Origin of the sequence: Streptomyces sp. MST-110588, assembly GCF_022695595.1 — a bacterium.
Taxonomy (GTDB): domain Bacteria; phylum Actinomycetota; class Actinomycetes; order Streptomycetales; family Streptomycetaceae; genus Streptomyces.
Genome location: NZ_CP074380.1, coordinates 766291 through 787623 on the forward strand (window position 1 = coordinate 766291; position 21333 = coordinate 787623).

Sequence of the window (21333 nt, forward strand, 5' to 3'; positions counted from 1 at the left end):
CCGTCAATGCCGTCGGCATTGCGGTTAGGACGTCGGGCGGGAGCGCTTCGGCCTGGGTGGTCGAGCGGCCCGGGAACGAACGGCGGTCGGTGGCTTTCGGTGGTGCGGTCGGCAGGTGGTCGTCGGCGATCTGCTGCTCGGTGACCGCCCGGCGCCGGCGCTCGAAGACGACGTCGGCGCCCGGGGCGTCCACAGCGGCGAAAGCGGCGACGTCCTCGGCCAGTGCGGAGAACGGGTGGACGCCGCTTTGGTCCCAGTCAGAGATCACGAAGATGTGCACGGCCGGTGCTGCTCCGCCCGGCCGTGCATGCTGACGGCGGCCCGTACCGCGCCGGGTTTCGGGTACGGTACGGGCCACCGAGCGGCTCAGTCGATGTGGAACGACTGGCCGTAGACCTTCCAGTCCAGCGGCGGGTCCAGGTTCAGGTTGCCCTGTTCAAGGAAGACACGCTGCGCGGTGTCAACCCGGCTGGTGTCGCTGTGCGCCGGTTCCTGCTTCATCGCCCACACCCGCGCGTCCAGGAAGGCGTTCAGGTACGTCTTCTCGTCGCCGCCCTGGGCGGGCGTCTTGGCCTCGGCCATCGCCCGCTCGCGGATGCTGGCGAAGCTGGTCGCGTCGCTGCTGTTGCCGTGCATCACGAGCGCGTCGTAGTACGCGAACTGGCCCAGCACCCCGATCCCGTCGGCCTTGCCCTGCTCGACCGCCGGGTTGAAGTACACCCGGTCCCGCTCGTCGTCCTGCGCCTGCTGGAACTCCGGGTCCTGGGCGGCCTCCTTCCAGTCCGCCGTGAAGTCCGGGTCCAGGCCCTCGTGCGAGTCGCTGCCGTTGACCTGGCGCAGCGCGGGCAGGTATTTGGCCAGGACGTTGTCGGGCTTGCGCTGGGTGTACCGCTCGACCAGGTCAAGCATGTCGCCGGTGCCGGAAGTGAAGCCGATGATGCCGGCGGTGTAGCCGCGGCCGTCGTTGATGTCCTCGATGTAGGCGTACTGCTGCTTCCAGTCCAGCGAGGAGTTCTCGGCGCTGGAGACCAACTGCATGGCGATCTCCTTCTTCGCCGGGTCGTCCAGGCCGGACGCGGCCTTGGCCACGCGGTGGGGGGCGGCGGACGACTGGCCGGTGCCGTCGGATGCCGGGCTGGCGACGGCGGTGGCCGGCACGGCGAGCAGGGCCAGGCCGAGGACCAGGCCGGTGGCGGGTTTGCGGATCACCTTGCCTATCGATCGGGCACGCATGGATGACCTCCAGTGGGGGCGTGTCGGATGAGAGTAGTGCGGCGATTGCAATCGTTAGGAAACTTTCCTACCAGTCCCTGTGGGCGACCACAACCCGTCGACTCCCACCAACCTCAGGAATTTCAGCGGGACTTGTGCCAGCGCATGGCAGGCGACCGCCATACGTACGGGCACTCATGGCGGCACTGACGCCGAGCAGCGGCGCATCGCGGGCGTCCGCTGTAACCCGCAAGCCGACTGGAGGCAGGAATCCGCGGATGATGGCGACCTTTGAATTTCCCTGCCCTGATCTGAGGTTCGGCCACGTTTGCTCGTTCTTGGGGGCCAAACCTGCTCAGTGGATCTCCCCACCCTTCGTGTGATCAGTTCTGGGCTCTCTGCGGGATCTTGTCCGGTGTGCCGGGATGCGGGGTCGTGTCCTGGGAGAGCCTGCGCGGGCAATGACTCGGCCTGGTCGGGGGCCTGGATGCTCACGCGGGAGGAAGATGTGGATGCCCACGCACTGCGTCGTCAGGGCTGGACGATCTCGGCGATCGCCCGGCATCTGGGCCGTGGCCGCGAGACGATCCGCGCGTACTTGAACGGCGAGCGGGTGGCGGGCGAGCGCCGGCAAGCGCCGGACGCGTTTGCGCAACGGCTCCGCCCAGCAGATGAGTATGTTCCCCCACCCCTCACGACGCCGGCGGATCCGGAAGCTCCAGCCAATCGAGGCCCGCTTCGGGAAGGAAACCACCCTGCGCACCGACCCGTTGATCCCGCCGTTCCGTACCTACACCCGCGACCACCTCGATTACTACCTGCTTCTGCTGCGCAATCCGGAGAACTGAGAACGGGCCGGGCCGGGCAGTTGGCAGGCCGGGACGTGGCGGGCCGGGCCGCCGGGTACCACCAGCGAACGATCGCCCGGCGCGGCGGCTACCTCCCCGGAGGGAGGGCGGATACCCCTCGGGCACGACGAACGCGGGGCGGCTCCTTGCGTAACGTCGGCACGTAAGCCGTACCGATTTCCCCTCGGCGCGCACGCCCGTACCGACTCACCGGACAGGACCCCGCCATGACCTCCGCCCTGCCCGGCCGCCGCACCGTCGTCGTCGGTGCCGCGGCCCTGTCCGCCGCCCTGGCCGCCGGACGTCCCGCCACCGCCGCGGCCGGTACGGAGGCCGCGACCGTACTCAAGAAGCCGTCGGTGCCTCCGCGGCCCGGCCGCCTCGCCCAGCGCGGCGTCAACTACGACACCGACCACGAGGTCTGGCGCCCGGAGTACGTACGGCGCGAGATGAAGGCGATCAAGGAACGGCTGCACTGCAACGCCGTCATCCTCCTCGGGCACGACCTCGGACGGCTGACCGGAACGGCACGCATCGCGGCGGAGCACGGGCTGTACGTCTGGCTCGAACCCCGCCATTTCGACGCGAACGCCGAGGACACCCTCACCTTTGTGCTGTCGGTGGCCCGCGCCGCGGAGGAACTGCGGGCCCATCACCCCGGGGTGGGCCTGTCCGTGGGCTGCGAACTGACCATTTTCATGGAGGGTCTGCTGCCCGGAAAGGATTACCAGGAGCGGGCACAGGCCCTGGGCCGTATTCCGCCGGAGGTCTACAACAAACGGCTCAACGCGTTCCTGACCCGCGCCGTGGCGGCGGTGCGCAAGGAATTCACCGGGTGCCTCACCTATTCGTCCGGGGTGTGGGAAGGCGTGGGCTGGCGTCCCTTCGACGTCGTCGGCGTGGACCTGTACCGGGACGCCGGGAACAAGAAGACCTACGCCGAACAGGTCAGGGCACTGCACCGGTACGGAAAACCCGTGGTGATCACCGAATTCGGCTGCTGCGCCTTCACCGGCGCGGAGGACATGGGCGGTGACGGATTCTCCGTCGTCGACTACTCCAAGACGCCGCCGGAGGTCACCGGCGGGCGCCGCCGGAACGAGAAGGAACAGGCGGACAGCATCGGGAGGTGCCTCGACGCGTTCGAGGCGGAAGGGGTGTACGGAGCGTTCTGCTACCAGTTCATCTATGCCGACAATCCGTACGCCCCCGACGCCAGGTACGACCTCGACATGGCGAACTTCGCGGTCGTCAAAACCTATCCGGAAGGGAACCGGCGCGCTTACGGCACCACGGGGTACTGGGAGCCCAAGCGCGCCTTCCACGTCCTGGCCGAGAGATTCCGGTAAGGGCGGCCGGGGCGGCCCGGTGCACCGGGCCGCCCCGAAATCCTCCCTGCTCCCTTCTTTACTCCCCCTGCTTGCCTCCCTTCTCCTCGCCGGGCTCCTCCTGCCCGGCGAGGATGGCGGCCAGGGCCTCGCCGACGTAGGTTTCCGTGGCCGCCTTGTCGACACCGAGACCGGTGAGCGCGCCCGCGCCGTCCTCCTGCTCCAGCAGCGCGAGCAGGATGTGCTCGGTGCCGACGTAGTTGTGGCCCAGCCGCAGGGCCTCCCGGAAGGTGAGCTCCAGCACCTTGCGCGTCGACGCGTCGAACGGGATGAGCGCCGGCACCTCGCCCGCGGCCGGCGGCAGCGCGGCCGTCACGGTCCGCCGCACGGTCTCCAGCGACACTCCCTGCGCGACGATCGCCTTCGGCGCCAGCGCCTCGGGCTCGGCCAGCAGCCCCAGCACGAGGTGCTCGGTGCGGATCTCGGCATGGCCCGCCGCCCGCGCCTCCTCCTGCGAGACCACCACGGCCTTCCGTGCCCGCGGGGTGAACCGGCCGAAGCCCTGGCTGGGATCGAGGTCCGACGGCTCGCCCGGGGCCTTGGGCACGAAGCGCTTCTGGGCCGCCTGCTTGGTGACGCCCATGCTCCTGCCGATGTCGGTCCAGGACGCGCCCGACCGCCTGGCCTGGTCCACGAAGTGACCGATGAGGTGGTCGGCCAGCTCACCGAGGTGATCGGCGGCGATGACCGCGTCGGAGAGCTGCTCCAGGGCGTCCGTGTGGGTCTTCTTGATGGCTTCGATCAGGTCGTCGAGCCGGATGGGATGAGTGGAACGAGCGGGTTTCGTCATGCGTCAACCATAAGTTGACGATCGATAGATCGTCAACCGGTAGTTGACGTTGATTTTTGTCCGGCCCATACGGGTCACCCTGCGCCCCGTACGGGTAATGGGTCAGTCACCCTTGAGCACGCCGATGGGCCGCCACCCGCTCACGGGTCGCACAGCGCCGCGAGCAATACCGGCGCGCGGGCCCGCTGCCCTGCGCCAGGAAGACGTTCCGGCAGCGGGCCGAGGCGCACAGACCTCCGGGCGGGCGCCCGCGGTCCCACACCAGGACGGTCAGCGCCAGACAGGAAGAGGCCAGGAACCACTCGCCCCACGGCGCTTCGTCGTCGCTGTCGAGGTGGGGATGCCACAGCGTGCTGCCGCCGTGCGAGGTGAGGCGGAGGGTCCCCGAAGTGCGCCGCAGCAGGCCGTTGACAGTGGCCGCGGCCTGATCCACGTCAGCGGCGGCGAAGACCCCGCGCAGCGCCAGGGCCGCGGTCCGCATCTCGGCGACGTCCTCCGGGCAGAGGCCGAGGGGTTCGGGTTCCCCATACGTACGCAGCACTTCGGCGACCGCCGCCACGGTCGGGGCCTGATCGCTCAGCACGTTGACGAGGGCGACGGTGCGCCGGGCGGTGGTCTGCACCGTGTGCCGGACGGCTCCCGCGCCGGCGGGGTCAGGGGCGTCGGGCCGCGGAACGGCGGTCCTGGGCCCGGGAACGGTGGAACGCGAGGCAGCCGGGGGCAGGGCGCCTGAGGGTCGGGCGTCTGAGGGTCGGGCGTCTGAGGGTCGGGCGTCTGAGGGCTGCATGCGGCGAATGTAACGCACCTGGCCATGTTTTGAGTTACCTGCGTAACGTGCTGCGAATGAACAAGCGTTACGCAATGGGGACTTACACCGCCGGGGCGGTGGCGGCCCGCACCGGGGACGAGATGTCGGGGCCCGCCTTGCTGCTGGCCGGGCTCACGGCCACCGGATCCGCCGCCTCGGCCTCGGCGCTCCTGGCGGGCATCACCATCTCGGCGGCGGTCGGCGGCCCCCTCCTCGGGGCGCTGCTCGACAGGTCACCCGCACCGGGCCGTCTGCTGGCCTGGGCACTCCTGGGTTACGCGGCGGCGCTGGTCCTGGTCCTCCTGAGCCTGGGCCGCCTCCCGGTCGCGTACGCGGTCGCGGTGGCGGTGTGCGCGGGACTGCTGGGGCCGGCCCTGTCCGGCGGCTGGACGGCTCAACTGCCGCGCGTGGTCACCGAGGCGGCGCTCCCCCGGGCGAACGCGGCCGACGCAATGACCTTCAACCTCGCAAGCCTGGCGGGACCGGCACTGGCCGGTGCCGTCGCGGGCCTGTGGGGCGCGCCGGCCGGCGTGGCGGTCTCCGCCCTGATGATCTGTCTCGCACTGCCCTGTGCGTGGACGCTGCCCAAGAACCCCGACCGGCCCGGCCCCAGGGCCCACCACACCGCCGACCGCACCTCCGGCCTCACCGCCCACCGCACCTCCGGCCTCACCACCGGTCTCGCCGCCGACCTCGCCGCCGGTTTCCGTGCCATCGTCCGTACGCGGCGCCTGGCGCGGGCCACCGCGGCCTCGGTGCTCTCCCACGCCGGCGTCGGCGCCCTGATCGCCTGCGTCCCGCTGCTCGCCGAACGGGCCCTCGGCGCGGCCGGCCATGGAGCACTGCTCCTCACGCTCGTCGCCGCCGCCGGACTCACGGCCAACGCCGTCTTCTCCCGCCGCCCCCACGGCTTAGGGCCGGACGGCGTCATCCGCTGGAGCAGCGTGGTACTGGCCCTGGCCTTCCTTCTCGCGGCGACCGCCCACCCGGTGCTCCTGGTCCTCGCCGTGGTCCTGGCCGGCGCGGCGGACGGCCCTGCGCTCACCGCCCTCTTCGCGATCCGCCACCAGGAGGCGCCCGGCCGTCTGCGCGGTCAGATCTTCACCACCGGCGCCAGCCTGAAGATCACCGGGTTCGCCGTCGGCGCGGGTCTCGCCGGGCCCCTCGCCGCCCGGTCACTGCCCGCGGCGCTGTCGGCCGCCGCCGTACTGGAACTGCTGGCCGCGCTGGTGTGCACCGGAGCGGCTCCGGCCGGGCCGCGTTCCGGCAGACCTCTGCGCCCGGCCCGCTCGTTTTGGTTCGGGAAGCATTGATCAATACGATCCGGCGATGATCACAAGAAAACGGCTGGCGTCCGGGGTCTGTGCCCTGCTCGCCGCCCTGACCGTCGGGCTGCTGCCCACCGCCGCCGGTGCGGCCGACGAACCCGATACGAAGCCCTCCCCCAAGGTCGACCTGGTCCTCGACGTCAGCGGCTCGATGCGGGCCCGCGACATCGACGGGCAGAGCCGGATGTCCGCGGCGAAGCAGGCGTTCAACGAGGTGCTGGACGCCGCCCCCGGCGAGGTGCAGCTCGGCATCCGTACGCTCGGCGCGACCTACCCCGGCGAGGACAGAAAGCTCGGCTGCAAGGACACCAAGCAGCTCTACCCGGTCGGCCCGCTGGACCGGACCGAGGCCAAGACGGCGGTGGCGACGCTCGCCCCCACCGGCTGGACGCCGATCGGCCCGGCCCTGCTGGGCGCGGCCGAGGACCTCAAGGGCGGCGACGGGTCCCGCCGGATCGTACTGATCACGGACGGCGAGGACACCTGTGCCCCGCTGGACCCGTGCGAGGTGGCGCGGGACATCGCCGCCAAGGGCATCCACCTGGTCATCGACACGCTCGGGCTGCGCCCGGACGACAAGACCCGCCGTCAGCTCACCTGCATCGCGGAGGCCACCGGCGGCACGTACACCACCGTGGAGCACACCAAGCAGCTCCGGGACCGGGTGCACCAGTCGGTGGACCGCGCGGCCGATCCGGTCGCCACTCCGGTGGCGACCCGGGGCTCTTCGGATTGCGCCGACGCGCCCCAGCTCAAGCCCGGTCTGTACACCGACCGCGAGAAGTTCGCCGAGCACCGCTGGTACCGGGTGGACGTACGGCCCGGCCAGGAGCTGCGGGCCTCGGTGAGCGTGGCCGCCGACCGCGCGGTCAACCCCGACTACGGCGTACTGCTGCGGGCGCTGACCGTACACGGCAGGGAGATCGTCCGCGGCTCCGAGGCGGGGAACGGCCGCACCGATGTGATTTCCTCCGGTCTGCGGTACCCCAAGGCCGCGTCCGACGGCAAGGACGAGAAGTCCGGTGGTGGGGAGAAGTCCGGCGGTGACGCGAAGTCCGGTGATGCGGACAAGGGTGCCGCGGAGACCGTGTGTCTCCAGGTCAGCAACTCCTTCTCGGCGCCCGCGTCGGTCAGGACCGCCCCGGGTCTGCCCGTCGAGCTGGCCATCGACCTGGTGGACGGGCCCGACGACGGCTCCGACGCCGCCTCCTTCGGCCTGGGCCACGGCTGGTGGCTGCTGATCCTGCTGACCCTCACGGGCCTGGTCGTCGGCCTCGTCTGGGGCTGGCTCTCCCGCTGGCGCGTCACCGTCTGGAGGACCAACTGATGCGTACGGTACGTGAATCGGACGCGGTGCGTACGACCGGCGAGCCGGACGGTACGGGCACGCCGGGCAGGCCCGGCAGGCTGTCCGCGGCGCTGCGGGCCGGCGCCTGCGGTCTGGCGGGTCCGGGCCTGGCGGGTCTGGGCCTGGTGGCCCTCGGCCTGATCGCCGCGCCGGGAACGGCGGTGGCCGACAGCCCCTCGGCGAGCGCGAGCAGCAGCGGTACGGCGGATCCGGACGGCGGCGGGGCGGGCCCCACCGAGGCGGGCACCAACTTCCGTACCGCCATGGCCTTCAAGCCCGGTCAGCGGGCCACGGCCAGTGCCTCCACGGGTGACTACCTCTACTGGGTGATGCCCCTGGACAAGGGACAGCGGGCGACGGTGAAGGCCACGGTCACGCTGCCCAAGACCGCCCGGCACGCCGACGCCACCTGGCAGCTCGACGTCTACGACGGACTGCGCCGCCGCCAGGCGTGCGCCTACGGGGCGCAGACCAGGACGGCGGCCAAGGACGCCGGCTCCGTCGAACTCTCCTGCACCCTGCGCACGGTGCGCGGCTGGGCCGAGCCCTGGGCGAACGACCCGCTGCCGGGCAGTTACTACGTACGCCTGACCACCACCGAGCTGCCGCAGGAGGACCTCGGCCTGCCCGTCCAGGCCCAGGTCGAGGCCACGGTGGCCGAGGCGGGCGGCGCGCGGGCGGTGGACGGCGCGCTCGGCGCCCCCTGGTGCCGGGCGCCGGCGCCACACCGCAGGCCGGGAAGAGCGCCGGCAGCAGCCCGGGCACCGACGGCGACGGGGCGAGCGCCCCGCCGAAGAGGTCGGCGGCGGCGAGCGAGCCGGACGGCGGCTGGTCCTCCGGCTGGTGGTCCGACCGCTGGATCTGGACCGCGGCCGGAGGGCTGCTGGCGGCCCTCGCGGGCATCGCCGGATACTCCCTCACCCGGGGTTCCGGCCGTCCGTCCCGGATCCCGCCGGGCGCCTGAACCAACGGGCACCGCGCGGCCCGGCGCGGGTGAGGCCACCGCTCATGAGCGATTCGCCGGCGTTTCACCGGCGCTCCCACCAGTTCATCGGCGGCCTCACCAGCCTGCACCGGCGGCCACGGACACGACCCGGCGTCGTGTCCGTGGCCGCCTTCCTTTCGCGTACCGCGTACGGATGCGACCGTGCCGCGTACCCGTACGTATCCGTACCACCCTCTCCGTCGCAATCAGCGCACGCCGCGGTCAGCGCACGTCGCGGAAGAACTCCCGGATGTCGGTGACGAGGACGTCCGGCGCCTGGAGGGCGGCGAAATGTCCGCCGGTGGAGTACTCCGTCCACCGGGTGATGTGGTTCGACAGCGACGCCAGCCCGCGCAGGGCGTGGTCGCCGAGGAAGTTGGCGACCGCGGTGGGCACACCGGACGGCGCTGGACGTACGCCCCACCCGTCGGCGCCCGCTTCCAGGTAGAGCCGGGCGGCGGAACCGGCGGTGGCGGTGAGCCAGAAAATGGTCACATTGGTCAGGACGGCGTCCCGGGCGACCGGTTGCTGCCGGGTCCGGGTCGGGTCGTGGTCGACGAACCACTCCAGGTTCCAGGCCAGTTGGCCGGCCGGCGAGTCGTTGAGCGCGTAGGCCACGGTCTGCGGGCGGGTCGCCATCTGGGTGGCATAGCCGCAGTGGCCCTGCCACCACATTTCGTTCTTCCCCGCCTGCTCGCGCTCGGCCTCGGTGAGCCGGTCCAGCTCCTCGGGGCCGGTGGGCGTCGCGGCGTCGGCCAACGCGTTGAGGTGTACGCCGATGACGTGACCGGGGGCGACCCGGCCGATCTCCGGGGAGACGATGGCGCCGAAGTCACCGCCCTGGGCGCCGTAACGCTCGTAACCCAGGCGCCGCATCAGCTCGGCCCAGGCGAGGGCGATGCGGTGGGTGCCCCATCCCTTCTCGCGGGTGGGGCCGGAGAAGGCGAACCCGGGGACGGACGGCGCGACGACGTGGAACGCGTTGGCCGGGTCACCACCGTGGGACCGGGGGTCGGTGAGCGGGCCGATGATGTCCAGGAAGTCGTTGACGGTGCTGGGCCAACCGTGGGTGAGCAGGAGTGGCGTGGCGTCCGGCTCCGGGGAACGGACATGCAGGAAGTGCACGTTCTGCCCGTCGATGACCGTGGTGAACTGCGGGAAGGTGTTGAGCCGTGCTTCGTGCGCCCGCCACTGGTAGCCGTCGGCCCAGTACGCGACGAGGTCCTTGAGGTACGGCAGGGCGACGCCGTACTCCCAGCCGGCTCCGGGCAGTTCGTCGGGCCAGCGGGTCCTGGTGAGCCGGTTCCTCAGCTCGTCGAGGCCGGCCTGGGGGATGTCGATGCGGAACGGCGTGATCGCCGCGGTCGTCGTCATGACGCTCACGCTAGGAAGGGTCGCGGACCACCGGTGTCCGCGATGCGGGGGCACCCGGCACCGGCGCGGCGTGACGTCCGTCACCGTACCGCCGCGTCGGCTTCCGGTCCCGCTGCCGGTTCTCCGCAAGGTTTCGCGCCGCGCCGCCCTTCGTCAGCCGGCCGCCGTCAGGAGGGACTCGGCGACCGCCGTACGGGCGTAGAGGACCGAGCGGCCCGCGCGGTGGGCGCTGACCATGCCGGCGCCGCGCAGCGCGGTCAGGTGCTGGGAGACCCCGCCCGGGGAGATGCCGGTACGGCCGGCCAGTTCGGTCGTGGACGCGGGGGCCGCCAGTTCGGTCAGCAGCCGGGTCCGGGAGCGGCCGAGGACGGCGGCGATCGCGTCGGCGTGGCGTACGGGGCGGGGCTCCCACAGGGCGCCGACACCCCGGGCCGGGTAGGCCAGTTGCGGAGGCTCCGGCGGGCGCGCCCACATCATGATCCGGGTGGCGAATGCGGAGGGGACCAGCAGCAGTCCGGCCCCGCTCTTCTCCCGGGAGATGCCGCAGCTCCGGCGGACCATCCGCAGCGTGTTGTCGTCCCAGCTCACGGTGGAGTCCAGGTCGTTGAAGAGGTGACCCGCGCCGTGTTCGGCGACCTGCCGGGCGCGGTGGAAGACCTCGGCGTCCAGCACGGCGCGGACGCGTCCCCAGTACGGGCCCAGGGCCAGTTCCCAGTACGTCCGGATCTCCTCCACGATCCGGGCCAACTGGCACGGGGGGTCGGCGCGCAGGGCCCGGCGGCGGGTCGCGGGCCGGGCCGTGGGGGCGAGACGGTCCAGGGTGTCCAGGTCGGCCCGGACCTGTTCGGCGGGAGTGGCGCGGATGGCGGCCAGTTCGGCTTCGAGCGTCGGCGCCGGTTCGGCGGGGCGGGGGTGAGGAAGTCGCAGAGGTAGCCGGCGGCGGGGACCAGTGCGGCGAGCCACCCGGAGTCCAGACCGGCCGCGGCCACCCTCGGCCTTACCTGCTCGATCCACCTGCGGCGCACCGGGTCCGGCGAGCCGGACGCCAGCAGCCGGAAGCTGGTGACCACTTCCCACATCGGTGAGACCGCGAAGCGGGTCAGAGCCAGGTCATCAGCCGAAAAGGCCAGCTCGGAGCGCATGACCACCCCCATTTTTCGGTCGTGTTCACGTCGAATCCCTCGTTGGATTCCGACTGAACTAAATCAATAGGTGAGATCTTACGGCCGGACGCAGGATCTCGCTCATGTTCTCCACCTTCAGCGGGCTGCCCCGTACGGCCTGGGTCCTCTTCGCCGGAACCGTGATCAACCGACTCGGGTATCTGGTCACCCCCTTCCTCGTCTACTACCTCGCCTCGCGCGGTGTCACCACCGAGCAAGCCCCCTTCGTCCTGGGTGCGTTGGGCGCCGGCAACCTCATCGGGCCCATGGCCGGCGGACTGCTCGCCGACCGGGTGGGGCGGCGGCCCACCATCCTGGCCGGACTGGTCGGTACCGCCGCCGGGCAGGGCCTGCTCTTCGCCGCGCCCGGTCTCCTCACCCTGGCGCTGGCGGCCGTGCTGCTGAGCGCGGCGGGCAGCATGGTCGGCCCGGCGGCCGGCGCGCTGCTGGCCGACAGCGTCGAAAGCGCACAGCGCCGGGCGGCGTTCTCGCTGTTCCACTGGGCCGTCAACATCGGTACGGCGGTGGCCGGGGTACTCGGCGGCTTCCTGGCGCTGCACGGCTACTGGCTGCTGTTCGCGGTGGACGTGGTGTCCTCGCTGACGTACGCCGCGGTCGCCGCCGTACTGCTGCCGGGCGGGCACGGCGCGGCGGCGGGCACGGCCGGACGCGAGGCCGGTCACCGGCGCGGCCGGAGCGGGGGCCGGGGCAGCGGCGGCAAGGGCGGCGGGGCCGGTTACGGCGTGGTCTTCCGCGACCCGCTGATGCGGGCGCTGCTGCCGCTCTTCTACGTCGCGCTGGTCATCTACTCGCTCACCGAGGTCGCGCTGCCGCTGGCCGTCCGCGACGACGGTCTGCCCACCACCACACTGGGCCTGATGGCGACGCTCAACGCGGCCCTGGTCGTGGTGGCGCAGCCGGTCGCGATGACCGTACTGGCCCGTTTCCGGCAGATCCCGGTCTACGTGGCCGGCAGCGTCCTCATAGCGGTCGGTGTGGCACTGACCGGGGTGGCCGCCGACACCTGGTCCTATGCCGGGACCGTGATCCTGTGGTCGGTCGGCGAGGCGATGATCGGCGGCATCGCCGGGTCGATCGTGGCGGGTCTGGCCCCGGAGGACGCCCGTGGCCGCTACCAGGGCAGTTACCAGTGGACCTGGGGCATCGCCCGCTTCACCGCACTGGCGGTGGGCACCGGCGTGTACGCGTCGGCGGGGCCGGCCGTGGTGTGGTGGTTCAGCGGGATCGCCGGGGTGGCCGCCGCGCTCGCTCTCGGTGCCCTCGCCCCCGCCATCGCCCGCCGTACCGCGACCGCCGAAGCTGCCGCGACCGCCGAAACCGTCGAAACCGCCTCGGCTGCCGACGCCTTGGCCCCGGCCGACGCCTCCACCGGGCGGCCCGGCACGGAATCAGGGCGCGAGGGTGTCCTCGAAGTCACCCCCGAGGCAGTCTCCGCGGCCCGGTCGGACACCGGGTCCCCGGTCTGAACCGTGCGGGCGGCGGGTCCCGCTTCACGGGCGGTTCTTGCGGCCCTTCCGGTCCGTCCGGTCCTTCCGGTCAGTCCGGCTCTTGTAGTCCTTCGTGGCCGGGAACGGCCATTCCCACCAGTAGGAGCCGGCGATGCTCAGCACCCTGCGCGGCTGCCCCTGCCAGTTGACGGCCTGGGTCGGGACCTCGTGCCGACGCCCGTAACAGGTGAGGCGGTCCAGGAAGTGCAGGCCGGCGGAGTCCATGAAGGACACCCCCGCCATGTCCAGCACGATGTCGTCGAGACCGGCGGGGGCCCGCCGCAGCGCGTCGTCCAGGGCCACCACGGACCCGTGGTCGATTTCTCCCCGTGGCATCAGGGCGGCGCTCTCCTCGTACAACCGGACGCTGACCTCCAGGCCGTACCGGGAGGTCGAGTAGGACGGTTCCGTCGTAGCACGCATCTCTCGAAGCATGGCGGGGACAGACAGGTCTGTCCACCCTAGAATTGGTCCCCATGGCCAGAAAAGTAGCTCTCGCCGGGCCGGGTGCCGGGGCTCGTGAACGGATCATGAGCACCGCGTACGAGCTGTTCTCCCGGCGGGGGGTGCGCGACGTCGGGGTGGACGAGGTGATCCGGCGCTCCGGTGTGGCCAAGGCGACGCTCTACCGTCACTTCCCGTCCAAGGACGACCTGGTGCTGGCGTTCCTCAAGCAGCGCGAGCAGCAGTGGACGCTGGGCTTCGTGGAGGCGGGGGCGAAGGCGCGGGGAGCCACCGCGGAGGAACGGCTGCTGGCCATCTTCGACGTGTTCGACGGCTGGTTCCGCAGCGAGGAGTTCGACGCCTGCACCTTCATCAACGTCCTTCTGGAGATGCGCTGGGAACACCCGTTGGGCCGCGCCAGCATCACCCACCTGGAGAACATCCGGGCCATCGTGCGGCGCATGGCGGAGGACGCCGGGCTGCGGGACGCCGACTCCTTCGCCCGCTCCTGGCACATCCTGATGAAGGGTTCGATCGTCTCCGCCGCCGAGGGTGACCGGGACGCCGCCCGCCGGGCCAAGGCGATGGCCCGGTGCCTGATAGCCCAGCACCGGTAGAAACGCAGCCGGACCGGCAGCGGTGACCGGCAGGAGCGGCCGGCGGGTGTGACCCGGCCGGTGGGAGTGTCCGGTTCGCCTTGCCTTGAAGCGCGCTCCAGCTCCTAACGTCTGCCGTGGACGTACGTCCGCGGGACCGCGGAGCCGTACGTCCGATCTGGCCGGAAACGAGCCACCGACGACGGACGGACACGAGGGACCTCATGCGGTACACACTGTTCGGCAGAACCGGCTTGCGGGTGAGCGAGCTGAGCCTGGGCGCCATGACCATCGGCGACGACTGGGGCTGGGGCGCGGCCAAGGACACCAGCGCGCGCATCCTCGACGCCTACGCGGACGCGGGCGGCAACTTCATCGACACGGCGAACAACTACACCGACGGCAGCTCCGAGACCATCCTCGGCGAACTGCTGGAAGGCCGCCGGGAGAGCTTCGTCCTGGCGACGAAGTACACCTGCGCGACCCGCAAGGGCGATCCGAACGCGGCGGGCAACCACCGCAAGAACCTCGTGCAGTCGGTGGAGGCGAGCCTGCGGCGGCTGCGCACCGACCACGTCGACGTGCTGTGGGTGCACGCCCGGGACAACTTCACCCCGGTCGAGGAGGTCATGCGGGCGCTGGATGACCTGCTGCGGACCGGAAAGGTGCTCTACATCGGAGTCTCCGACTGGCCCGCCTGGGAGATCGCACAGGCCAACACGCTCGCCGAACTGCGGGGCTGGACCTCCTTCGCGGGCTCGCAGTTCCGCTACAGCCTCCTGGAGCGGACGCCGGAGCGCGAACTGCTGCCGCAGGCGCGCGCCTTCGACCTGGCGGTGCTGGCCTGGGCCCCGCTCGCGGCGGGCAGGCTGACCGGCAAGTACCGTCGCGGCGAGGCGGGCAGGCTGACGGTCGTGGACGAGGACGGCACAGCGCAGCACCACGAGGAGGCGGTGGTCACGGCCGTACTGGAGGTCGCCGAACAGGGCGGCTGGAGCCCGGCGCAGGTGGCGCTGGCCTGGCTGCGCGGCCGGCCCGGGAACATCGTGCCGATCATCGCCGCCACGAAGGAGAGCCAGCTCGCCGACAATCTCGCCGCCGTGGAGGTGGAGCTGGACGCCGACGCGCGGCGGCGCCTGGACGAGGTGAGCGCGGTACCGCTCGGCTTTCCGCACGACTTCCTGCGGGAGCCGGCGATCACCGAGAACGTCTACGGCGACCGCTGGCCCGACATCGACGACCGCCGCTCGACCTACCGCCGTACGGCGACCGAGGTCCGTTAGCGACAGGGCGGGCGGCCGGTCCCGGGGCGGCGCGGAACAGCGACGCGGGACGGCGCCCGGTGCCGGGCCCTGAGAGGCCCGGCACCGGGCGCGTCCGTGCGTGCGGGTATCCGTCCGTGCGCGTATCCGTACATGCGGGTATCCGTGCATGCGCAGGAGCGTGCGCAGGAGCGTCAGGGACGGCTCACAGGCGGTCGAGGATCTTCTTGAACTTCTCGACCTCGGCGGACTGCCCCTTGATGATGTCCCCGGCGAGCTTCTTGGCCGCGGCGTCGCGGCCGTTCTTCCGCTCGTCCTCGGCCATGGCGATCGCACCGTTGTGGTGCTCGGTCATCATCTCGGCGAACTTCTTGTCGTACGCGGTCCCCTTGGCAGCCTTCAGGTCGGCCATGTCCTTCTCCGACATGATGCCGGGCATACCGGAGCCCGAGCCCTCGTCCTCGCCGTCCCCGCCCTTCCCGGTTCCGTGCGAGCCGTGGTGCATGCCCGGCATGCCGCTGTGGTCCATGGGCGCCGACTCCGGCTTGCCCCAGGACTTCAGCCAGCCGCGCATCGTGGCGATCTCCGGCCCCTGGGCCTTCTCGATGGACTGGGAGAGCTGCTTGATCTCCTTGTCCGAGGCCCGGCCGCCGGACAGCCGGGCCATCTCCACGGCCTGCTGGTGGTGCGGGATCATCATCTGCGCGAACCGTACGTCCGCGTCGTTGAAGGAGCCGCTCGCCGACGGCCGCGCGGACGACTGCGACGGCGATGCCTTGGGGGAGCCGGACTTCGCCCCGTCGTCACCGCAGGCGGTGAGGGCGAGCGTGAGCGCGAGGGTGCCGGCGGCGACGGCCCCGGTCATCGCCGTACGGGAACGGAACGGGCGGGCCGGGCGGGTCGCGGGGACCGGACGGTCCTGGGGAGCCGAGCGGTGGGTGGAGCGCTGGACAGTGCGCATGGTTCGTACACCTCTGTGGTCAGTTCTGAGGATTGGGTGGGCAGGCCGGGTCGCGGGAGCGCGCCGATCGCGCGCGCCCGTGCGCAGGGCCGGCCTACGTCCGCAGGACCGACAGTTGTATGAGGTCAGGAGGAGGGAGCGGGGGCGGCGGGTTCGGCCGCAGGGCGGCGGCGAACCAGGCGGGAGGGGCGAGGGGACGGGTACGGAAGCGGGCCGGCGCCGCCCAGGCCAGTACGCCCAGCATCCAGGCGCCGAGTACGGCCACGCACAGGGAGGTCATGTCCATCGTGTGAACAGGCTTTCCGCCCGCTCCCGCCCCCTGGGACGGAGCGAGGAGGAGGGCGGGCTCCCCGACCGCGGCGACGGCGCCGTGACTTGGGGCCGTGGCGCCGTGGTGCGCGGGCATCGCCGTGTGATCGGCGGCCATCGCACCGTGCGAGGAACCAGGCATCACGCCGTGCGAGGAGCCGGCCGTCGCGGAATCGTTCCCGCCCTCGGGATGGCCCAGCGTGTGCATGATGAAGACGCCGAGTGCGAGCACGACGACCAGCAGGAGGTGCGCCACCGCACCACCCGTTCGCGTCCGCTCACCTACCCGCACTTCGTTCCTCCCCGGCCGACCTTACCGAAACTGTGAACCGAAGCCGTGAACCGAAGCCGTGAACCGAAGCTGTAGACCGAAGCCATGACCGGAGCGGCCCCGGGGTATGTCCCACGGCCGCGTCGATGCCCCATAGTGGTGGCCGGCCGGCGTCACCTGGCGCGGCGCGGCGCGCGGCGAGGGGACGGAGCGGCGGATGGGCCACCACGAACCCGGGCACGAACCCGGACAGCGACCCGGGCCGCTTTTCACGGCGCTGACCACCGCTCATCTGGCGGACGCGTGTCTGCGCGCCCGGATCCCGGTCCGTTGCGCCCCCGCGTCCGTGCAGGCCGTCGTGCCCGGCAGCCGGCTCGCCGGGCGGGTGGCTCCCGCACGGCACGCCGGCAGCGTCGATGTCTTCCTGGAGGCGTTCGAAGGGGCGGCGCCGGGAGACGTACTGGTGGTCGACAACGGCGGCCGGCTCGACGAGAGCTGTGTCGGCGATCTGGTGGCCCTGGAGGCACGGGCCGCCGGGCTGGCGGGCATCGTGATCTGGGGCCTGCACCGGGACACGGCCGACATAAGGGAGATCGGACTGCCGGTCTTCAGCCTCGGAGCGCTCCCCACCGGCCCGCTGCGCCTGGACGACCGCCGCCCCGACGCACTGACGTCCGCCGTCGTCGGGGACTGGACGGTGGACCGTACGGATCTGGTCGTGGGGGACGACGACGGCGTGCTCTTCCTGCCGGCCGGCCGCGCCAAGGAGATCCGCGCGCTCGCCGGCTCCATCCGCGACACCGAGCGGCGGCAGGCCGAGCGGATCCGTACGGGCGTCCCGCTGCGCAGCCAGGTGCGGTTCGACGCCTACTTGGCGGCGCGTCGGGAGACACCCTCGCTGACCTTCCGCGAGCACCTGCGGGCGGTGGGCGGGGCCATCGAGGAATGAGGCCCCGGAGAGTCCCGAAAGCCCATCCACGCGATACGAGACGGTTCGTCTTGCCAAAGAGTGCGGGACCCTCTACGGTGTTCCGCATGGGATCCCTGTGATGTTCCAAGGCGCGACCGCGTAGAGCAGTGCTCCGCCGTCGCCATGCCCGTGCGCGCCGCCCGGTGCCGCGCCGCCGCCTTCCGTGCTTCCACACGGCGGCCACCTGTGCGGGCACATCTGCCGGGTACGCCTGCCGCGTACGCGTACGGGCCCGGGAAGTACCCCCGATCCGACCCGACCGGCCCCGCCGAGAAATGGGGAACCCCTTGCCCACCTCACCCTCACCCTCACCCCGACCCGCCACGCACCGCTCACAGCTCAGCCTCCACGACGTACTCAAGCGCTACGACGACCGCGTCGTGCTCGACCGGGTCTCCTTCACCGTCAAGCCGGGCGAGAAGATCGGCGTCATCGGCGAGAACGGCTCGGGCAAATCCACCCTCCTGAAGCTGCTGGCAGGCCATGAGCGCGCCGACAACGGCGAGTTGACCGTGCACGCGCCCGGCGGCGTCGGGTATCTGGCGCAGACGCTGGAGCTGCCGCCGGACGCCTCCGTACAGGACGCCGTGGATCTGGCCCTGGCCGACCTGCGGGACCTCCGAGCCCGGATGCGCCGGGCCGAAGCCGCCCTCGCCGAGGGGGCGTCCCCGGCCGGTGCGTCCCCAGCCGGCGCGTCACCGGCCGGTACGGCGGAAGCGGATCTCGACGCCGCCCTCAGAACCTATACCGACTTGCTCGCGCAGTACGAGGCCCGGGACGGCTACCGCGCCGACGCCCGGGTGGAGACCGCCCTGCACGGGCTGGGCCTGCCGGGCCTGGAGCGCGGCAGAAAGCTCGGCACGCTGTCCGGGGGCGAGCGGTCGCGTCTGGCCCTGGCCGCCACCCTGGCCTCGGAACCGGAACTTCTGCTCCTGGACGAACCGACCAACGACCTGGACGACCGGGCCGTGGCCTGGCTGGAGTCGCGTCTGCGCGGGCACCGCGGCACCGTCGTCGCGGTCACCCACGACCGGGTGTTCCTGGAGCGGCTGACCACCACGGTCCTGGAGGTCGAGGCGGGCCGGGTCACCCGGTACGGGGACGGCTACGGCGGCTGTCTCGCCGCCAAGGCCGCGGAACGCCGGCGGCGGCTGCGGGAGTACGCGGACTGGTGCGCCGAACTGGAGCGCAACCGGCGGCTGGCCGCCACCAACGTGGCACGGCTGGACGGCATTCCGCGCAAGCTGCCGTTCGCCGTGTTCGGCCACGGCGCGTTCCGTTCGCGCGGGCGGGGGCACGGCGCGATGGTCCGTGTCCGTAACGCCAAGGAGCGTGTCGAGCGGCTGACCGGCAACCCCGTCGCGCCGCCCCGCGACCCGCTCGTCCTCACCGCCCGCATCACCACCACCGCCCGCGACGGCGACGACGCGGCCGGGCGCCCGGCCACGGGAGCACCGGAGGCGACACCGGAGGTGACAGCGGCGGCCGACCTCACCGGCGTACGCGTCGAGGGCCGGCTCCACATACCGTCCCTGCGGCTGCGGCCGGCCGAACGGCTGCTGGTGACCGGCCCCAACGGGGCGGGCAAGAGCACGCTTCTGCGGGTGCTGGCCGGTGAACTGCGCCCGGCGGCCGGCGTGGTGCGCGTACCCGGCCGGGTGGGGCACCTGCGGCAGGAGGAGAGGCCGTGGCCGCCCCACCTGACCGTGCCCCAGGCTTTCGCGTACGGGCGCGAAGGCCACCCGGACGAACACATCGACGCGCTGCTCTCCCTCGGCCTGTTCGACCCGGCCGACCTCCGTCTGCGAGTGGGGCAGCTCTCCTACGGGCAGCGCCGCCGGATCGAACTGGCGCGTCTGGTGAGCGAACCGGTGGACCTCCTGCTGCTGGACGAGCCCACCAACCACCTCTCCCCCGTGCTCGTGGAGGAACTGGAGGAGGCACTGTCGGGCTATCAGGGCGCCCTGGTGGTCGTCACCCACGACCGTCGCATGCGCTCCCGCTTCTCCGGCTCCCGTCTGACCCTCCACGAGGGCCGCGTCACCGGATTGCGGACGCCATCGGTCGGATAGCCGGAGCCCGTTCTCGCCAAGGGCGTCGAAGGCCGTCGCCCGGCTCCGGAACCGGGAAGACCGCCCAGTACGGACAGCGGCTCGGAACGCCACCGCAGGTCGAAACCGCCACCGGCGCACCGGGCGGCCCGGGTGGCCTACGACGTGGCCGTGCGCGCCCGGGCGAAACGGTACGGCTTCACGGGCCCGTACGGGCCACGGCCTCCTGGGGTGCCGTGGCGGCCAGGACCATGGCTGCCTTTCTCGCCTGTTCCTGGGCGAACAGGTGCAGCAGCACATGGAAGCGGTAGTGGCCGGGGGCCGGGGACTGGAGGAGCTGGGTGTCCACCAGGCGCTCCAGGACCGGTTCCGCCGCCGTCTCGGGGCGGCCCAGGGCCCGGGCCGCCTCGCCGAGGCTCAGGTCCGCGCCGTCGTGCCGGGTGAGCAGCGGGAGCGCCGCCGCCGCGGCGCGGTCCCCGGCGTTGGTGCTGTGCACCAGCACCTCGTACCCCTTCTGGAACGTGCCGCGCACCCGCAGGTCGTCGTATTCGAGTTCGTCGAGCCGGTGGCGGGTGTCGGCCAGCCGGTCGGCGAGGGCGCGTACCGGCCAGCGGGGGCGGGCGGCCAGGCGGGCGCCGGCGATCCGTAAGGCCAGGGGTAGACAGCCGCAGTCGCGGACGATGGACTCGGCGGCGGGCCGGTCCGCCAGCAGACGGCCCCGTCCGGCGAAGGTGCCCAGGAGGGTGAGCGCCTCGTCCTCCGGGAGCACTCCCACGTGCAGGTGGACGACGCCGTTGACGGTGGCGAGGATGCGCTGACTGGTGACCAGCACGGCGCTGCTCGGCGTCGCCGGAAGCAACGGGCGCACCTGGGCGGCGTCATGGGCGTTGTCCAGGACGACCAGCAGACGGCGGCGGGCGGCCAGGGCGCGGTACAGGGCGCCGGCTTCCACCACGTTGTCGGGCGGGGTGGCGGGTCCGCCCAGTGCCCGCAGGAAGCGGGCCAGGACCACCGAGGGCGGCAGCGGGCGCAGGCCGCAGGAGGCGCCCTGGAGGTCCGCGTAGAGCTGCCCGTCGGGGAAGCGGTCGGCGAGCAGGTGCGCGGCGTGTACGGCCAGGGCCGACTTGCCGACGCCGGGTGGTCCGTCCAGGGCCACGATCGTGGCGGGGCTCGGGGGCGACTGCGGGCGGGCGGCGTCCAGGACCGCCAGTTCCCGCGCGCGTCCGGTCAGTTGCGGGACGTCGGGCGGCAGTTCGCGTGGTACGGGGTACCGTGCGGGCCGGGCGGCGGACGGCGGGACGGTGGCACCCCGGCCGCGCCGCCGTTCCTCCACCCGGTCGCGGGCCGTGGCCAGCGCCCCCTGTTCGGCGCCGGACGCGCCGAGCAGCCGTACGAGGACGTCGAAACGGTCGGTCGGCGGCAGCGTCTTGCCGGCGAAATAGTCCCCGATCACGCCGTGCGCCCATCCCGTACGGGCCGCCAGCTCCCGGTACGTCAGCAGTGAATCGCCCTTCCGGCGGGCTTCCCGGCGCCGGAGGTGGCGCAATACCGCGGCCAGACCCTCCACTCCGTCGATTTCGCCGATGAAATTGCGGGCCCCACCGGCAACGCCTTTTTCATGACCCCGGTCCATTCCCCCGTGTCCCCCGTGTACCCCGTCCGGGCCGATCCGGAGGCGTCCGGCTGCGGCCGTCTTGGCAGGTCGACCGTCAGAATG

The 21333-nt window shown here is 72.2% G+C and carries 19 protein-coding genes and 1 pseudogene; 10 read left to right on the forward strand and 10 right to left on the reverse strand.

Going from position 1 to position 21333, the window contains the following annotated elements; translation table 11 throughout:
- Positions 1-366: 366 nt before the first annotated feature.
- Positions 367-1233, reverse strand: coding sequence for a chitosanase (locus KGS77_RS03390; RefSeq protein WP_242578612.1), 867 nt, complete (start codon positions 1231-1233; stop codon positions 367-369).
- A 650-nt stretch (positions 1234-1883) separates the two neighbouring features.
- On the opposite strand from KGS77_RS03390, the gene KGS77_RS03395 reads away from it, so the two are divergent.
- Positions 1884-2060 carry a hypothetical protein gene (locus tag KGS77_RS03395; protein WP_242578613.1) on the forward strand — a complete coding sequence of 59 codons (177 nt, stop codon included), beginning with the start codon at positions 1884-1886 and terminating at the stop codon, positions 2058-2060.
- Between the two features lie 227 nt (positions 2061-2287).
- Complete coding sequence (locus KGS77_RS03400) at positions 2288-3409, forward strand: abortive infection protein (protein ID WP_242578614.1); 1122 nt, start codon at positions 2288-2290, stop codon at positions 3407-3409.
- Between the two features lie 58 nt (positions 3410-3467).
- Here KGS77_RS03400 and KGS77_RS03405 read toward each other — a convergent pair whose 3' ends face one another.
- The gene (locus tag KGS77_RS03405; RefSeq protein WP_242578615.1) at positions 3468-4238 is read right to left on the reverse strand and encodes a Clp protease N-terminal domain-containing protein; all 771 of its coding nucleotides are present in this window, start codon (positions 4236-4238) and stop codon (positions 3468-3470) included.
- A gap of 106 nt (positions 4239-4344) precedes the next feature.
- Entirely contained in the window at positions 4345-4860 is a 516-nt protein-coding gene (locus tag KGS77_RS03410) for a CGNR zinc finger domain-containing protein (RefSeq protein WP_242578616.1), read from the reverse strand.
- Between the two features lie 221 nt (positions 4861-5081).
- On the opposite strand from KGS77_RS03410, the gene KGS77_RS03415 reads away from it, so the two are divergent.
- Both KGS77_RS03415 and KGS77_RS03420 read left to right on the forward strand, forming a co-directional pair.
- Positions 5082-6359: an MFS transporter gene (locus KGS77_RS03415; RefSeq protein ID WP_242578617.1), complete on the forward strand. Its 1278-nt coding sequence runs from the start codon at positions 5082-5084 to the stop codon at positions 6357-6359.
- A gap of 16 nt (positions 6360-6375) precedes the next feature.
- A complete protein-coding gene (locus tag KGS77_RS03420; RefSeq protein WP_242578618.1) occupies positions 6376-7701 on the forward strand; it encodes a VWA domain-containing protein in 1326 nt (441 codons plus the stop codon).
- On the opposite strand, the gene KGS77_RS03425 is transcribed toward KGS77_RS03420, so the two are convergent.
- Positions 7679-7987 carry a hypothetical protein gene (locus KGS77_RS03425; RefSeq protein WP_242587840.1) on the reverse strand — a complete coding sequence of 103 codons (309 nt, stop codon included), beginning with the start codon at positions 7985-7987 and terminating at the stop codon, positions 7679-7681. The genes KGS77_RS03420 and KGS77_RS03425 overlap by 23 nt on opposite strands.
- Between KGS77_RS03425 and KGS77_RS03430 the strand changes: the two are divergent.
- Positions 7884-8686: pseudogene (locus KGS77_RS03430) on the forward strand (hypothetical protein). The gene KGS77_RS03425 and the pseudogene KGS77_RS03430 overlap by 104 nt on opposite strands.
- A gap of 243 nt (positions 8687-8929) precedes the next feature.
- Here the strand turns inward: KGS77_RS03430 and KGS77_RS03435 are convergent.
- Together KGS77_RS03435 and KGS77_RS03440 are read right to left on the reverse strand one after the other, a co-directional pair.
- Positions 8930-10081, reverse strand: a complete 1152-nt coding sequence (locus KGS77_RS03435; RefSeq protein ID WP_242578619.1) for an epoxide hydrolase family protein — start codon at positions 10079-10081, stop codon at positions 8930-8932.
- A gap of 153 nt (positions 10082-10234) precedes the next feature.
- Positions 10235-11044: a winged helix-turn-helix domain-containing protein gene (locus KGS77_RS03440; protein WP_347404429.1), complete on the reverse strand. Its 810-nt coding sequence runs from the start codon at positions 11042-11044 to the stop codon at positions 10235-10237.
- Between the two features lie 283 nt (positions 11045-11327).
- Here KGS77_RS03440 and KGS77_RS03445 point away from each other — a divergent pair, with 283 nt between their 5' ends.
- Positions 11328-12731, forward strand: a complete 1404-nt coding sequence (locus tag KGS77_RS03445; RefSeq protein ID WP_242578620.1) for an MFS transporter — start codon at positions 11328-11330, stop codon at positions 12729-12731.
- Positions 12732-12755: 24 nt separating this feature from the next.
- Here the strand turns inward: KGS77_RS03445 and KGS77_RS03450 are convergent, their stop codons facing one another.
- Entirely contained in the window at positions 12756-13175 is a 420-nt protein-coding gene (locus KGS77_RS03450; RefSeq protein WP_242578621.1) for an STAS domain-containing protein, read from the reverse strand.
- Between the two features lie 53 nt (positions 13176-13228).
- On the opposite strand from KGS77_RS03450, the gene KGS77_RS03455 reads away from it, so the two are divergent.
- Together KGS77_RS03455 and KGS77_RS03460 are read left to right on the forward strand one after the other, a co-directional pair.
- A complete protein-coding gene (locus KGS77_RS03455) occupies positions 13229-13813 on the forward strand; it encodes a TetR/AcrR family transcriptional regulator (RefSeq protein ID WP_242578622.1) in 585 nt (194 codons plus the stop codon).
- 203 nt (positions 13814-14016) lie between these two features.
- A complete protein-coding gene (locus KGS77_RS03460; protein ID WP_242578623.1) occupies positions 14017-15075 on the forward strand; it encodes an aldo/keto reductase in 1059 nt (352 codons plus the stop codon).
- A gap of 184 nt (positions 15076-15259) precedes the next feature.
- Here the strand turns inward: KGS77_RS03460 and KGS77_RS03465 are convergent, their stop codons facing one another.
- Together KGS77_RS03465 and KGS77_RS03470 are read right to left on the reverse strand one after the other, a co-directional pair.
- A complete protein-coding gene (locus tag KGS77_RS03465; protein WP_242578624.1) occupies positions 15260-16015 on the reverse strand; it encodes a DUF305 domain-containing protein in 756 nt (251 codons plus the stop codon).
- 94 nt (positions 16016-16109) lie between these two features.
- A complete protein-coding gene (locus KGS77_RS03470) occupies positions 16110-16580 on the reverse strand; it encodes a hypothetical protein (protein WP_242578625.1) in 471 nt (156 codons plus the stop codon).
- A gap of 232 nt (positions 16581-16812) precedes the next feature.
- On the opposite strand from KGS77_RS03470, the gene KGS77_RS03475 reads away from it, so the two are divergent.
- Together KGS77_RS03475 and KGS77_RS03480 are read left to right on the forward strand one after the other, a co-directional pair.
- Positions 16813-17544, forward strand: coding sequence for an RraA family protein (locus KGS77_RS03475; protein ID WP_242578626.1), 732 nt, complete (start codon positions 16813-16815; stop codon positions 17542-17544).
- Between the two features lie 308 nt (positions 17545-17852).
- On the forward strand, positions 17853-19637 hold the full coding sequence (locus KGS77_RS03480) for a TlrC/CarA/OleB/SrmB family ABC-F type ribosomal protection protein (RefSeq protein WP_242578627.1): 1785 nt from the start codon (positions 17853-17855) through the stop codon (positions 19635-19637).
- A 178-nt stretch (positions 19638-19815) separates the two neighbouring features.
- Here KGS77_RS03480 and KGS77_RS03485 read toward each other — a convergent pair whose 3' ends face one another.
- On the reverse strand, positions 19816-21183 hold the full coding sequence (locus tag KGS77_RS03485) for a helix-turn-helix domain-containing protein (protein ID WP_242578628.1): 1368 nt from the start codon (positions 21181-21183) through the stop codon (positions 19816-19818).
- Positions 21184-21333: the final 150 nt, after the last annotated feature.